Raw genomic sequence first — 13310 nt, 5'->3', positions numbered from 1 at the left:
ACGACAACGCGCACATGGAATCGTTCTTCCATTCGATGAAGACCGAGGAGCTGTATGGCAAGACATTTGACGACGAACAGCAACTGAGGAAGACCTTGAGCAGCTACATCGCCTTCTATAACCAGCAGCGACTGCATTCGTCGCTGCGCTACCTTCCCCCTGCCGCATTTGAAGTGCAGCAGGCCGAGCAAGCCTGTGTCAATTAAAGTGAAGCAAGTTCCCGTCCTTGCAGCCGGCTTCGCCCGCCTATCGTCCGCCGGTTACCTCCAACATTAGAGAGCCATGAAACAAGCCGATCTGACGCGCCAGCTGCCGCGAAACAAGGAAGACGCTTCCAGCGCGAACGCTCTGGTCGCCCTCGGTTACCCAACGGTCAAGCCAGTTTTGCGACACATGCTGGAGTGGCTCAAGACAAACGGGTCGCCGGTCGACCTGGTTATGAGGGAGTTCTTCGTCTCATTGGGTGTACACGGAATACCTGTAGTACGGGAGGCCCTTCAATCACGACATGATTTCCTCAAGTACGCAGTCACCACTCACGTTGTTGCGCGCTGGCCAAAGGAGGCTGTTGCCGGAGTGCAAACGGAACCGCAAAGTCTCGCAACGGGCTCCGGGTTCTACGGCACCGACCTCGCTGCCATGAAGCTGCTCATCGAACACGGACTGGCTGACCGGGCGTGGCTGCAGGAGTGGAGCGAATTCAAGCTCAAACGCCTGCGCGAACTATTGGACTCGCCTGAAGAGATCCAGCTCCTGCTCAGAACTCTGGAATGAACCAGTGCTCCAGCTTGTTACGGGGACTTCTCACGTAGCCAAGTATCGATTGCGATGAATTTTGCGCAGCCATCCGTGACCAGTCTCTTTCCCCAAGGCAACAGCACGCTCAATAGTGACGCCCCGCCTTGTAAGAAGCGCTGGCGTTGGGCTTCAACGCCGTGGCTGCCGCCAAAATGGCCGTTGAACGCCCGGCGTGGGCGTGGGTGATGGCCAGGCCCAGCGCGTCGGCGGCGTCCTTGCCGGGGAGGGCTGGCAGTTTCAGCAGCCGCATCACCATCTGCTGGACCTCGGCCTTGCCGGCCTTGCCATAGCCGGCCACCGCCTTCTTCATTTGCAGGGCCGTGTATTCGGCCACGGCGAGATCGCTGGAGACCAGCGCGGTGATGCAGGCACCGCGCGCCTGCCCCAGCAGCAGCGTGGCCTGTGGATTGACGTTGGTAAAGACGATCTCCACCGAGGCCATATCGGGCTGGTAGCGCTGCACCACTTCCCGCACCCCGTCAAACAGCACCTTCAGCCGGGCCGGCAGGTCGCCGCGCACCATGTGCGTGGTCTTGATGGTGCCGCTGGCCACATAGTGCAAGTGGGAGCCGTCGACTTCGACCACGCCGAATCCGGCGATCTGCAAGCCAGGGTCAATTCCAAGAATACGCATAGGCTATAAATTTGGTAGCTGCTTGCGCAGGATTTGAAATGAAAGTGAAATGAAAGTGAAATGAAAGGGCTAAAGGCCAAAATACCATCGAACCGAATGGAAAAATATCGGTGCGGCAAAACACAGGGCATCGACGCGGTCCAGCAAACCGCTGGCGCCGGTGACTGATTTTCCTTCGGAACCCCAGTTGGTAATCCCGCGGTCGCGTTTGAGGGCCTTCATCACCAGGTGCCCCATGGAGCCGGCCACGCAGGCGATCAGGGCCATCGCCACCGCCTGGCCCGGCTTGAAGGGCGTCAGGCCCGCCATCAGGCCGCCGACCAGGCTGGCCACGACCACGGCGGTCAGCCAGCTGGTCCATTCAAAACTTTTGCTCACATTGGGCGCAATCGGCGCTCGCGCCAGCCGGCGGCTGGCCAAGTGCTGCACGATCATGCAGCTCTGCACGACAAACACCAGGAAAAACACGAGGAAGGCATTCTTGCCCTGGTAATTCGGAAACTTCAGCAGCAGCAGGGCCGGCACATGGCTGATGCCGTAGACGCAGACCATGATGCCCCACTGCAATTTGGCGTTGCGCTCCAGAAAGCGGTGCGGGTCGTCTGCCAGCGCGCTGACCACCGGAATTGCCAGGAACACATACACCGGGATGAACACGGTGACGAGGTCGAAATGCCGGGTGATGACCAGGGCAAACTGCAGCGGCAGCACCACAAAAAAAGCCAGCACCAGGCTGCGGTGATCGCCCTGCCGGGTCGGCGAGAGCGTGATGAATTCGCGCAGCGCAAAAAATGCCACCAGGCCAAACAGCACCGTGGCCACGGTTTCACCCAGCGTCCAGCCGACCCAGAACACCGTGCACATCACCCACGAAGTTCTCAGCAGGCCATTGAAATCCTTGAGCTTCTGAGTGTGCAGGTCATCCTCATGCCGGTCCTGCAGGGACAAGACAAATGCGGCCGCACTGATGATGAGCAGCAGGCCAAAAACCACCACAAACAGCAGGCCCACCTGCTGGCCAGGCGACAGGTTGCGCAAAAAGGTGTTCATCAGGGCGTCTGCGGTTGATCAGGTTTGCCGGAGGTCCATGACGGCCTGGCGCGCGCGGGCCAGAAAACTGCCCCGGTCTTCCCCGGCGCCCACCGCGATGGGGGCTCCAAACGTGACCGAGCACAGAATGGGCACGGGCACCACTTCTCCTTTGGGCATCACTCGCTGTACGTTGTTGATCCAGGCCGGCACCAGTACGACCTGCGGGAATTTCTGCGCCAGGTTGTACAGGCCGGACTTGAAATTCTGTGGCTCCTCGTGGTTGCCCCGGGTGCCCTCCGGAAACAGGATGATGGAGTCGCCGTTGGTGAGCGCCTCAATCAGGGGCTCCAGCGGATCCTGCTCGCCGGTTTTGACGCGGTCCACATAAATGGCGTTGAACACCGCCGTGGTAATCCATTTTTTGAACGGCGTTTTGGTCCAGTAATCCTTGGCCGCGATGGGCCGCGTGATGCTGCGCAACTCTTCGGGCAGGGCGGCCCACATGAGGACCAGATCCACATGGCTCTGGTGGTTGGCAAAGTAAATCCGCTGCTCGGCCTTGGGCGGGCAGCCCTGCCAGCGCGCCTGGGCACCGGTCAGCAAGCGAATCAGTCCCAGCAAAAACATGCTCATGAGTTTGGCCAGCACCGGAGACACTTTATCGTTCATGGACTGTCAAGGCAGTTCCACACCGCCCATGCGCGCCACGATGGTGCTGGCGCGTGAGGCCAGGTAGCCCGAGCCCGGCCGGGTTTCAAAATACTTGGGCCGCGGCAGCATCACGGCCAGGCGCGCGGCTTCATAGGCACTCAGCCGGGCCGCCGGTTTGCGGTAGTAGTGCTGGGCGGCGGCTTCAGCGCCAAACACGCCTTCTCCCCACTCGACGCTGTTGAGGTAAATCTCCAGAATGCGCCGCTTGTCCAGCAGGGCTTCCAGCAGCAGTGTCAGCAGCAGCTCCTGGCCCTTGCGCAGCAGTGTGCGCTCACCCGACAGGAACAGGTTCTTGGCCAGTTGCTGGGTGATGGTGGAGCCGCCAATGATCTTCGCTGGTTTTGCGGCCCGGGTGGGGGCCAGCCGGCTGCCCAACTGCGCGGCGCGCTGCTCCGCCCTGGCATTCTTTTCCCAGGCTTTCTCCAGCGCTTCCATGTCCACGCCCTCGTGCTCGGCGAAGCTGGCATCTTCCGACGCAATCACTGCGCGTTTGAGGTGGTCTGGCAGAGCCGCATAGGGCACCCATTGTTGGCGCCATTTCAGCGTTCCGGTCTGCCGGGCGACGAGGTAAATTTCAGAGCGCTGAAAGGCGGTCGATTCGGGGTTGACCACGGTCATCAGCGCGATGCGGGCCACAAAATAAATCTGCAGGGCCAAACCCGCCAGCAGGGCCAGACCCAGCAGGCGCAGCAGCGCTTTCATGCACTTGGCGCTTGCATGTCCGCGCGCATTTCCCGCAGCACCTGCTGCGATGGCGGCCGCACGCCACGCCACAGCTCAAACGCCTCGGCGGCCTGTTCGACCAGCATGCCCAGGCCGTCACGCGGCGTGGCACCGTGTTCCCGGGCCCAGGTCATGAAACCGGCTGCCGCAGGGCCGTACATCATGTCGTAAGCCAGCGCGCCGGGTGTGAGCACGCGGCTGTCGACTGGCACGCCGCCACCGGCAAGGCTGCTCGCGCTGGCGTTGATGACGACATCAAAACAGCCCTCCAGTCCTTGTAGATCCCCGGACGACAGCTCTGTTGTTTGCAGGACATGCTGAAGCGAGGCATGTGCCCTGTGGCGCGCCACCAGTGCATCTGCCTTGGCCCGGGTGCGGTTCACCAGCACCAGCCGCCGGGGCCCGGCTGCCAGCAGCGGTGCCAGCGCACCGGCGCCCGCGCCGCCGGCACCTATGAGCAGGACGTCGCGTCCGGCCAGCGAAACGCCGGCGTTGTTCTGGATGTCGTTGACGAGCCCTATGCCATCGGTGTTGTCGGCATAAATGGTGTTGCGATCCAGCTTCAGGGTGTTGGCGGCCTGGGCCAGCTGCGCCCGGTCGCTCTGCATGCCGGCTGCCTGAAAGGCCTCAAACTTGAACGGAACCGTGACGTTGCAACCGCGCGCGCCGCTCTGCACCAGTTGCGCGAGCGTTGCGGCGAAACCGTCAAGTGGCGTCAGCAGCCGGTCGTATTGCAGCGCCTGGCCTGTCAGTTCGGCAAAGCGGGCATGGATCAGCGGCGATTTGCTGTGTTGAATCGGGTTGCCCAGAACGAAGTACTTATCCATGAATGCAATGCTTATGCGTGATTGAAGTCGGGAGGCATCGGAGCGTTGTTGGCAGGGGTAGCGGGTCGGGCGGGGTTGGGCGAAGGCTTAGCGGCTGGTCAGCCGGGTTTCCAGCGTGTCGTCGCGCGTGAACTTGAAGCGGGACACCACCACGATCTGGTCTGCCTTGCGGCGCATGGCCTCGGTGAAGCGGCCGAAGGGGCCGGTGCCGCGGACGATGCTTTGGGCCCTGCGGTCCAGTGTCAGGTTGCCGGAAGTTTCTGCCACTTCGGTGTCCAGGATGCGGCCATCAAAATTCACGGTCATGACCATGGTGAGCTCGCCATACAGTTTTTTGCCGGCCAGCTCGGGAAAGTTCACCGTACCCTTGTCCTCGATCTTCCGGCGCAGCTCGTCGTAGTACACCGCATAAACCTCTTCGCGGGTCGCTGGACTGATATAGCGTTTTTTGGGCCGGGCATTCTCTTCGTTGATGCGCCGTTCAATTTCGGCCAGTATCTTGACGAGTTGCCGGCGCTTTTCCTCACGATCGGCATGCGCAGGGTTGGTGGCCGCCTGCGTCATGTCGGGTGGCGGCATCGTGGCCAGCTGTTTCTTGATTTGCGTCAGCAGCTGGGTTTGCTGCTCATGCAGCGATTCAATCTGCCGCTGCGTCTCGTCGCTGGCATCACCCATTTCGGTCAGGGCCGAGGGCGGCAGGGGAGAGGTGGCGCGGCCTTTTTCAAGCTGGCCGCCACCCGCCAGCGAGGCTTGCGCAATGGCTTTGGCAAAGTCCGGTTTGTCACGGGATTTCGCGTTGACCAGAATCACTTCCAGCGGTGTGTCCTGGAACACGCGGTTAAAGCGTTCCGGATCGACAAAGCGCACGGCCAGCAGCACCGCATGAAAGGCGATGGAGACGCCCAGGGCAATTTGCAGTGTGCTTGGTGACTTCACAAGAGGGGATTATCGGGCTTATCTGTCTCAATCAGCCGCTGCAAGTGCAGGCGCAGGCGCGCCATCGGCTGCCGGCTCGTCGACATCGACCGCAATCGAGATCGGGCCGGCGGCCAGCTCGGCCTCGCTGTCTTCTTCTTCCATCGGCGCCGCTGATTCATCCGCCGCGGCATCCAGCCGCTCGGTCACGGTGCCTGAAATGTCCAGGGTGATCTCGTCAATCGCGCCCAGTTTCACGCGTACCTTGGCGCCGCGCGGCAGGCCTTGCGCACCCATCGCAGGCAGCACCAGCGGCAGGTCGTCGGCACGCACCAGGTTGTCCTTGAAGGCGGTGGCCGTCAGTTCGGTGATGCCGTTTTGCTGAAGGTATTTGAGTGTCCAGTAGCGCTCGATGCCGGCCTGGAAGCCGTTGTAGGCGCTGTAGGCGGCGTCGAATCCCGAGATGATGGAAAACAGTTCGGCATCCTTGGGTTTGAAGGGCGCCACCAGGGCCGCCGTTCTGCCGTGCCGCGCGCAGGCAATGATCTGCCACTGGTTGACCAGGTCGGTGTAGCGGCGCAGCGGCGAGGTGCTCCAAGCATAGCTTTTGACGCCAATCCCCGCATGCGGCAGGGCCTTGGTGCCCATGCGCACCTTCACCCCGGGCGCCAGGCTGGCCTGGCTGCGGTAAATGCCGGGCACGCCGTGCTCGGCCAGCCACTGGCCCCAGGTGCTGTTGGCCAGGATCATGGCCTCGGCCACGATCAGGTCGAGCGGCGCGCCGCGCTGGCGGATGCTGATGCTGACCGCCTCATCGCCCTGCGGCTCCTGGCCGGACGGGTTGTCGAGCCGGAAGTTGTAGTCGGGCCGGTTGAAGTTTTCAGGCTTGCCGCGCACCACTTCGCGCTGGGCTTTCAGGTGCCTGGCCAGGCGGTGCAGAAAGGACAGTTCCACGCCCCACTGGACATCTACCGGCGGGCTGGCCTGGGCCGCTTCAAAAAACGCCTCGGTGAAGACGCTGTCCAGCATGTCGTGCCGCAGGTTGCTGACGATGGGCACCTGCTCCAGCCGCGTGGCGCTTGCCTTGATCTCGAAGGTGGCTTCGTCCAGCGTGAGATAGAGCGACAGCGCGGGGCAGTTGCGGCCCTCCAGCAGCGTATAGGTCTTGACGATCTCGTCGGGCAGCATGGTCAGCTTGTAGCCCGGCATGTACACCGTGGACAGCCGTGCGCGGCCCACGGCATCAATCGCGCTGCCGGGCAGCACGACCAGGCCGGGTGCCGCAATGTGAATGCCCAGCGTGACGGTGCCGCTGCCCAGGCCTTGCACCGACAGGGCATCGTCGATCTCGGTGGTGGCGGAATCGTCGATGGAAAACGCTTTCACGTCCGCCAGCGGCAGCTCGTCCTTGATCTCGGGTGCCTGCAGGGCCGGGAAGGCCGTGCCCTTGGGAAAGTTTTCAAACAAAAAGCGCTTCCAGTGAAACTGGTAGGGCGAGGCAATGGCGCCGGCTTTTTGCAGCAGGTCCAGCGGTGCGATGTGCGTGTGGCGCGAAGCCTCGACCACGGCTTTGTATTCGGCGCTGTTCTTGTCGGGCCTGAACAGGATTTTGTAAAGCTGCTCGCGCACCGGTGCTGGGCACTGCCCCTGCGCGAGCTCCTCCGCCCACGCGGTAATCTGCGCGGCGAGCTGCTTTTTCTTCTCGATGGCGACCAATGCCTGCTGCAGGACCTCTGCCGGCGCTTTTTTGAAGCGGCCCTTGCCCGCCCGCCGGAAATAATGCGGCGACTCGAACAGGCGGAACAGCGCCGCGGCCTGCTGCTCGAGGGAGGCGGGTTTGGATGCGTCGGAACTGAAATAGTCGCGCGCCAGGTCGGCAAAGCCGAATTCGTCTTCGCTGGCAAACTCCCAGGCCAGGTCCAGCTCGATGTCTGCGCTCAATTTTTGCCCGGCGGCCACCAACTCGGCGGGGGCGGGCTTTTCAAACTTCAGCAGCGCGTTGGCCGCCTTGACCTTCACGCGCTTGCCGGAGTCGAGTTCGACCTGCAGCGATGCATCGCTCTCCGACAAAATCCGGCCCGCCAGAAACTTGCCGGTCTCTTCAAACAATACGAACAAAACGTGATCCTTTGCGTGTCTTTAATGCGTGTCTTTAATGACTTGCGGCTAGTGTAATCAGCCCGACGCTGCGTGCCGGTGTCAGGCCAGTTCCAGAAAATCCAGAATCGCCGGCACATGCAGGTCGAAATCGCTCAGGGCATGGTCGCCACCTTCGAGCAGGCGTATCTGCGCGCCGGCATAACGGGCCGTCATTTCGCGCCAGTCCAGCACTTCGTCGCCTTTGGCGATCACGGTCAGGTAGTTTTCAGGCGTTTTCAGCGGGCCGGCATGCAGCGCGCGCAATTCGTCCACAAAGCGGGGTTCAAAGAAAAAGTGCTCTTCAGCGTTGTGCCAGGCGGTTTGCTCACCGATGTAGCCGTTCAGGTCGCGCGCCGGCTCTACCGCGGGGTTAAGCAGCACCGCCTTGCAGCCGGTCCGTTCGGCCACCGCGGTGGCGTAAAAACCGCCGAGTGAGGAGCCGACCACGGCCAGGCTTTCGAACCCGGTTTCCCGGGGCCAGCCGGCAATGCCGTCCATGATTGCCTGCAGGGCCTCGCGCGGGGAGGGCGGCAGTTGCGGGCACCACCACCGCACGGACGGGTGGCGCTGCCGCACGATGGCGGCCATTTTTTTCGCCTTGGCGGACTGGGGGGAGGAGCGAAAGCCGTGCAGGTAGAGCAGGTGGGTGGTGCGCATGGCGACATGGTACGTGGCTGAGCCGCAGCGGGCCGGTGCGGGGGCTTGTGTGGGTATTGGGTGGCCGGTGCGGCTGCAGTTGGATTGCAGGGGGAAATAGGGTTTCACCCAATATATGAACGAGTGGTTAGCTATTGTATTGATAGCAAAACAGGGTGAGCCCGATCGGCTTCCTGTGGTTGGCTGTATTGAAGCTGGCAGATAATCGGTGCATGGCCGCAGTTTTCGACAAACCCTCTTTTTTCCAGCGAACCGCCCCCCTGCTGCAGGGTTTTGACGGCCCCTTGGCCTTTGCGGTCTTTCTGCTGGCCTGTGCCGGCCTGCTGATCATGTATTCCTCCGGTTACGACCATGGCAGCCGCTTTGCCGACCATGGCCGCAACATGCTGATTGCCGGGGCCATCATGTTCGTGGTGGCGCAGATTCCGCCACAGCGCCTGATGGCTTTCGCCGTTCCGCTTTATATCGTCGGCGTCAGCCTGCTGGTGGCCGTTGCCATCTTTGGCGTCACCAAAAAGGGTGCACGTCGCTGGCTCAATGTCGGGGTGGTGATCCAGCCCAGCGAAATCCTGAAGATTGCCATGCCGCTGATGCTGGCGTGGTGGTTCCAGAAGCGCGAAGGGCAACTGCGGCCGCTGGATTTTCTGGCGGCCGGCCTGTTGCTGGCACTACCCGTCGGGTTGATCATGAAGCAGCCTGACCTGGGGACCTCCCTGCTGGTGCTGGCTGCGGGCCTGGCGGTGATTTTTTTCGCCGGCCTGAGCTGGAAACTCATTGCTCCTCCGGTGCTGCTGGGCCTGATCGGCGTTTTCCTGGTGGTGTGGTTTGAGCCACAACTTTGCGCCGACGGGATGCGCTGGCCCATCCTGCATGACTACCAGCAGCAGCGCATCTGTACCCTGCTTGATCCGTCGCGCGATCCGCTGGGCAAGGGCTTTCACATCATCCAGGGCATGATTGCCATTGGCTCGGGCGGCATCACCGGCAAGGGCTTCATGGCCGGCACACAGACGCACCTGGAGTTCATCCCCGAGCGCACCACCGACTTTATTTTTGCCGCCTACTCCGAAGAGTTCGGCCTTGTCGGCAATCTGCTGCTTATCGCCGGTTTTATCTTCCTGATCCTGCGCGGCCTGGCCATTGCCCTGGAGGCTTCCACGCTGTTTGCGCGCCTGCTGGCCGGTGCGCTGACCATGATTTTTTTCACCTACGCGTTTGTCAACATGGGCATGGTCAGCGGCATCCTGCCGGTCGTGGGGGTTCCGCTGCCCTTTATCAGTTATGGCGGCACCGCCATGGTGACGCTGGGCCTGGCCCTCGGCATATTGATGTCGATTGCCAAGGCCAAACGGCTGGTGCAGACCTGAATGCCTTGGAGGTAAAAATTGCCTGTGTCAAGTAACTATCAGGGCTTGCCTTAAAGCGACTTGCCGCGTACAAAGGCTCTGGTTAGCTGGATCCCTTCCTTATTTTTTCCAAGGAGAAATGTGATGGCCGGTAAATTTGAGCTCAAGAAGGCAAAAAACGACAAGTATTTCTTCTCCCTGCTGGCTGGCAATGGCCAGAAGATTCTCGCCAGCGAGATGTATGAGAGCAAAGCCAGCGCGGTCAGCGGCATTGAATCGGTGAAGAAAAACGCAGCAGAGGACGGCCGTTACGACCGTCTTTTGGGCAAGGACGGCTCACCCTATTTCACGCTGAAGGCGGGCAACGGGCAGGTCATTGGGGTCAGCGAGATGTACGCCAGCGCATCAGCGCGGGATGGCGGCATTGAATCCTGCAAGACGAATGGTCCTGGCGCCGCCACCACCGATCTGACCTGACCGGGCGCTGACTGGGCTGTTCCGCATCGTGCTCCGGCTGCAAAACCCTCCTGCGCATGGCGCGGGCGCCGGGGCCGGGTGCAACAGGCCCAGACTGCCTACAATGGCTGCATGACCTCACTCAAATCTGCCGCCGTGTCCGCTCGTCAAACCAGCGTGGGGGCCGGTCCGCTGGCGCGTCCTACGCACGAGTCCACCTCGCAGAGGCTGGTGATTGCGCAAAAGCTCCTGCTTGAACCCTTCGGGCTGAACGATGCTGCGCTGAACCGCGCCTTGGGTGAAATCACATCCTACGGTGTGGATGATGCCGACCTGTACTTTCAATACACCCGCAGCGAAGGCTGGAGCCTGGAAGAAGGCATTGTCAAAACCGGCTCTTTCAGCATCGACCAGGGCGTCGGTGTGCGCGCCGTGAGCGGCGAAAAGACGGCATTTGCCTATTCCGACGATATTTCCGAGGCCTCGCTGCTCGACGCAGCGCGCACGGTGCGCAGCATTTCTGCCGCCAGCAAGGCCGGGCGTGTGAAAACGCCGCAGCGGAAAGTCGCCAGCAGCCGCTCGCTCTACCGGGACCTGGATCCCATTGCCACACTGGACAGCACCGCCAAGGTCAAGCTGCTGGAAAAAGTGGAAAAACTCGCCAAAGCCAAAGACCCGCGCATCGTGCAGGTGATGGCCGGACTCGCCAGTGAGTACGACGTGGTGATGGTGGCACGCGCCGACGGCACACTGGCCGCCGATGTGCGGCCCCTGGTGCGCCTGAGCGTGACGGTCATTGCCGAGCAAAAGGGCCGCCGTGAGATGGGCTCGGGCGGTGGCGGCGGCCGTTTTGGCCTCGCCTATTTTGACGACGCGCAGATCGCGGAGTATGTGAATGATGCGGTGAAGGCCGCGCTGACCAACCTGGACGCGCGCCCCGCGCCTGCCGGTGAAATGACTGTGGTGCTCGGTCCCGGCTGGCCGGGCATTTTGCTGCATGAAGCGATTGGCCACGGGCTGGAAGGCGACTTTAACCGCAAGGGCTCCAGCGCGTTTTCAGGCCGCATTGGCCAGCGCGTTGCGGCCAAAGGCGTGACGGTGCTGGACGACGGCACCATCGCCGACCGCCGCGGCTCGCTCAATGTGGATGATGAAGGCCATGCCAGCCAGCGCAACGTACTGATTGAAGACGGCATCCTGAAGGGCTACATCCAGGACTCGCTCAATGCCCGTCTGATGAAAGTCAAGCCCACTGGCAATGGCCGACGCGAGAGTTACGCCCATGTACCCATGCCGCGCATGACGAACACCTACATGCTGGGCGGTGACAAGGCGCCTGAAGAGATCGTGGCCAGTATTAAAAAAGGCCTGTACGCCACCAATTTCGGCGGCGGCCAGGTCGACATCACCAGCGGCAAGTTCGTTTTCTCGGCCAGCGAGGCCTTCTGGGTCGAAAACGGCAAGATCCTGTACCCGGTGAAGGGCGCCACGATTGTGGGTAACGGCCCGGATGCGCTGACCCGCGTCACCATGATCGGCAATGACATGCAGCTGGACAGCGGCGTGGGCACCTGCGGCAAGGAAGGGCAGAGCGTGCCGGTGGGGGTGGGCCAGCCGACCTTGCGTATCGACGGGCTGACCGTGGGCGGGACCGCGTAAATTGCCGTCAGACGCGGTATTTGCGGGCCTTTTTCAGACCTGTGCTACATTCCAGTTCATGACTTCAGCGAAATTTTATTTCGGTTACTTTTGGTTCTCAAGCGCCTCCGGCGGTAGAGAGATCTTCGCGTAACCCGAAAAAACGCAACAAATCTCCAAAAACCGCCGGATGCCCGGCGGTTTTTTTTTGCCGTTTTTTTATTTGAATATTTGAATGTTTGACTGATCCCGAATTGCCTGAATTTTAAAAAGGAAGCCTGCGATGAATGCCAAAGCCACCTCTGCCAGCCCTGCCACCGACAGCTGGTATGCGAACGTCGAAAAAACCAGCCAGACCGACGACGAACGCATCAAGGACATTACCGTGCTACCTCCTCCAGAGCATCTCATCCGCTTCTTCCCGATCCGCGGCACCGCTGTTGAATCGCTGATCACGCGGACACGCAAGAGCATTCACAACATCATGGCGGGCAAGGATGACCGCCTGCTGGTGGTGATTGGCCCCTGCTCCATTCACGACCCGGCAGCGGCCTTGGAGTACGCGCGCCGCCTCATGGAGCAGCGCAAGAAATACGCCGGCACGCTGGAAATCGTGATGCGCGTGTATTTCGAGAAGCCGCGCACCACGGTCGGCTGGAAAGGGTTGATCAACGACCCCTACCTGGATGAAACCTTCCGCATCGACGAAGGCCTGCGCATCGCGCGCCAGTTGCTGATTGAAATCAACCGGTTGGGTTTGCCGGCGGGCAGCGAGTTCCTCGATGTCATTTCACCCCAGTACATCGGTGACCTGATCTCCTGGGGCGCGATCGGCGCGCGCACTACCGAAAGCCAGGTACACCGTGAGCTGGCGTCTGGCCTGTCGGCGCCCATCGGCTTCAAGAACGGTACCGACGGCAACATTCGCATTGCCACTGACGCCATCCAGGCGGCTGCGCGCGGCCACCATTTCCTGTCGGTGCATAAAAACGGCCAGGTCGCAATTGTGCAGACCAACGGCAACAAGGACTGCCACGTGATTTTGCGCGGCGGCAAGACGCCCAATTACGATGCGGCCAGTGTCACGGCAGCCTGCAAGGAGCTTGAGGCCTCCAAATTGCCGGCTACCCTGATGGTCGACTGCAGCCACGCCAACAGCTCCAAGCAGCACGAAAAGCAGGTGGATGTGGCGCGTGACATCGCAGGCCAGGTGGCCGGTGGCTCGCATCATGTGTTCGGCCTGATGGTGGAAAGCCACCTGAATTCCGGTGCCCAAAAGTTCACGCCAGGCAAGGACGACGCGCAGGCGCTGGAGTACGGTAAAAGCATCACCGACGCCTGCCTGGGCTGGAACCATTCGCTTGAAGTGCTGGAGTCGCTGTCGGCCGCAGTGCTGGCTCGGCGGGCCAAAAAGTAGGCCAGACGGCCAAGAGG

At 61.5% G+C, this 13310-nt stretch carries 14 protein-coding genes; 6 read left to right on the top strand and 8 right to left on the bottom strand.

Annotated elements, in window-relative coordinates; genetic code table 11:
- Positions 1-206 (top strand): IS3 family transposase (locus AC1DUR_RS19350; RefSeq protein ID WP_477721953.1); only part of this gene is annotated, 206 nt, incomplete at its 5' end.
- A gap of 76 nt (positions 207-282) precedes the next feature.
- A complete protein-coding gene (locus tag AC1DUR_RS19345) occupies positions 283-774 on the top strand; it encodes a DUF5071 domain-containing protein (RefSeq protein ID WP_477720576.1) in 492 nt (163 codons plus the stop codon).
- 109 nt (positions 775-883) lie between these two features.
- Here AC1DUR_RS19345 and ruvC read toward each other — a convergent pair whose 3' ends face one another.
- From ruvC to AC1DUR_RS19305, 8 genes are all read right to left on the bottom strand, one after another.
- A complete protein-coding gene (gene ruvC, locus AC1DUR_RS19340; RefSeq protein WP_477720577.1) occupies positions 884-1432 on the bottom strand; it encodes a crossover junction endodeoxyribonuclease RuvC in 549 nt (182 codons plus the stop codon).
- Between the two features lie 69 nt (positions 1433-1501).
- Positions 1502-2482, bottom strand: coding sequence for a phosphatidate cytidylyltransferase (locus AC1DUR_RS19335; protein ID WP_477720578.1), 981 nt, complete (start codon positions 2480-2482; stop codon positions 1502-1504).
- Between the two features lie 18 nt (positions 2483-2500).
- On the bottom strand, positions 2501-3133 hold the full coding sequence (locus tag AC1DUR_RS19330; protein WP_477720579.1) for a lysophospholipid acyltransferase family protein: 633 nt from the start codon (positions 3131-3133) through the stop codon (positions 2501-2503).
- A gap of 6 nt (positions 3134-3139) precedes the next feature.
- Positions 3140-3877 carry a transglycosylase domain-containing protein gene (locus AC1DUR_RS19325; RefSeq protein ID WP_477720580.1) on the bottom strand — a complete coding sequence of 246 codons (738 nt, stop codon included), beginning with the start codon at positions 3875-3877 and terminating at the stop codon, positions 3140-3142.
- Positions 3874-4725: a shikimate dehydrogenase gene (aroE, locus tag AC1DUR_RS19320; protein ID WP_477720581.1), complete on the bottom strand. Its 852-nt coding sequence runs from the start codon at positions 4723-4725 to the stop codon at positions 3874-3876. Before aroE ends, AC1DUR_RS19325 begins: the two co-directional genes overlap by 4 nt.
- 87 nt (positions 4726-4812) lie before the next feature.
- Entirely contained in the window at positions 4813-5661 is an 849-nt protein-coding gene (locus AC1DUR_RS19315; protein ID WP_477720582.1) for an energy transducer TonB, read from the bottom strand.
- Positions 5662-5688: 27 nt separating this feature from the next.
- Positions 5689-7758 carry a ribonuclease catalytic domain-containing protein gene (locus AC1DUR_RS19310; RefSeq protein ID WP_477720583.1) on the bottom strand — a complete coding sequence of 690 codons (2070 nt, stop codon included), beginning with the start codon at positions 7756-7758 and terminating at the stop codon, positions 5689-5691.
- An 81-nt stretch (positions 7759-7839) separates the two neighbouring features.
- Positions 7840-8436 carry a YqiA/YcfP family alpha/beta fold hydrolase gene (locus AC1DUR_RS19305; protein ID WP_477720584.1) on the bottom strand — a complete coding sequence of 199 codons (597 nt, stop codon included), beginning with the start codon at positions 8434-8436 and terminating at the stop codon, positions 7840-7842.
- A gap of 212 nt (positions 8437-8648) precedes the next feature.
- Between AC1DUR_RS19305 and rodA the strand changes: the two genes are divergently transcribed.
- The 4 genes from rodA to AC1DUR_RS19285 all read left to right on the top strand — a co-directional run bounded on the left by rodA (position 8649) and on the right by AC1DUR_RS19285 (position 13293).
- Entirely contained in the window at positions 8649-9803 is a 1155-nt protein-coding gene (gene rodA / locus AC1DUR_RS19300; protein ID WP_477720585.1) for a rod shape-determining protein RodA, read from the top strand.
- A 123-nt stretch (positions 9804-9926) separates the two neighbouring features.
- Positions 9927-10259 (top strand): YegP family protein, encoded by a 333-nt coding sequence (locus tag AC1DUR_RS19295; protein ID WP_477720586.1) that lies wholly within the window; start codon positions 9927-9929, stop codon positions 10257-10259.
- 111 nt (positions 10260-10370) lie between these two features.
- Positions 10371-11897, top strand: coding sequence for a metalloprotease TldD (tldD, locus tag AC1DUR_RS19290; RefSeq protein WP_477720587.1), 1527 nt, complete (start codon positions 10371-10373; stop codon positions 11895-11897).
- Between the two features lie 262 nt (positions 11898-12159).
- Complete coding sequence (locus tag AC1DUR_RS19285) at positions 12160-13293, top strand: 3-deoxy-7-phosphoheptulonate synthase (RefSeq protein WP_477720588.1); 1134 nt, start codon at positions 12160-12162, stop codon at positions 13291-13293.
- Positions 13294-13310 lie beyond the last annotated feature (17 nt).

Source organism: Polaromonas sp. P4_F4 (genome assembly GCF_056401355.1).
The sequence above is the reverse complement of the archived record's forward strand: the minus strand, read 5'-3'. Positions and strand labels throughout refer to the sequence as shown.

Coding starts and splice junctions, on each gene's coding strand:
- AC1DUR_RS19345 (WP_477720576.1), top strand. CDS start 283: ATGAAACAAGCCGATCTGACGCGCCAGCTGCCGCGAAACAAGGAAGAC.
- ruvC (WP_477720577.1), bottom strand. CDS start 1,432: ATGCGTATTCTTGGAATTGACCCTGGCTTGCAGATCGCCGGATTCGGC.
- AC1DUR_RS19335 (WP_477720578.1), bottom strand. CDS start 2,482: ATGAACACCTTTTTGCGCAACCTGTCGCCTGGCCAGCAGGTGGGCCTG.
- AC1DUR_RS19330 (WP_477720579.1), bottom strand. CDS start 3,133: ATGAACGATAAAGTGTCTCCGGTGCTGGCCAAACTCATGAGCATGTTT.
- AC1DUR_RS19325 (WP_477720580.1), bottom strand. CDS start 3,877: ATGAAAGCGCTGCTGCGCCTGCTGGGTCTGGCCCTGCTGGCGGGTTTG.
- aroE (WP_477720581.1), bottom strand. CDS start 4,725: ATGGATAAGTACTTCGTTCTGGGCAACCCGATTCAACACAGCAAATCG.
- AC1DUR_RS19305 (WP_477720584.1), bottom strand. CDS start 8,436: ATGCGCACCACCCACCTGCTCTACCTGCACGGCTTTCGCTCCTCCCCC.
- rodA (WP_477720585.1), top strand. CDS start 8,649: ATGGCCGCAGTTTTCGACAAACCCTCTTTTTTCCAGCGAACCGCCCCC.
- AC1DUR_RS19295 (WP_477720586.1), top strand. CDS start 9,927: ATGGCCGGTAAATTTGAGCTCAAGAAGGCAAAAAACGACAAGTATTTC.
- tldD (WP_477720587.1), top strand. CDS start 10,371: ATGACCTCACTCAAATCTGCCGCCGTGTCCGCTCGTCAAACCAGCGTG.
- AC1DUR_RS19285 (WP_477720588.1), top strand. CDS start 12,160: ATGAATGCCAAAGCCACCTCTGCCAGCCCTGCCACCGACAGCTGGTAT.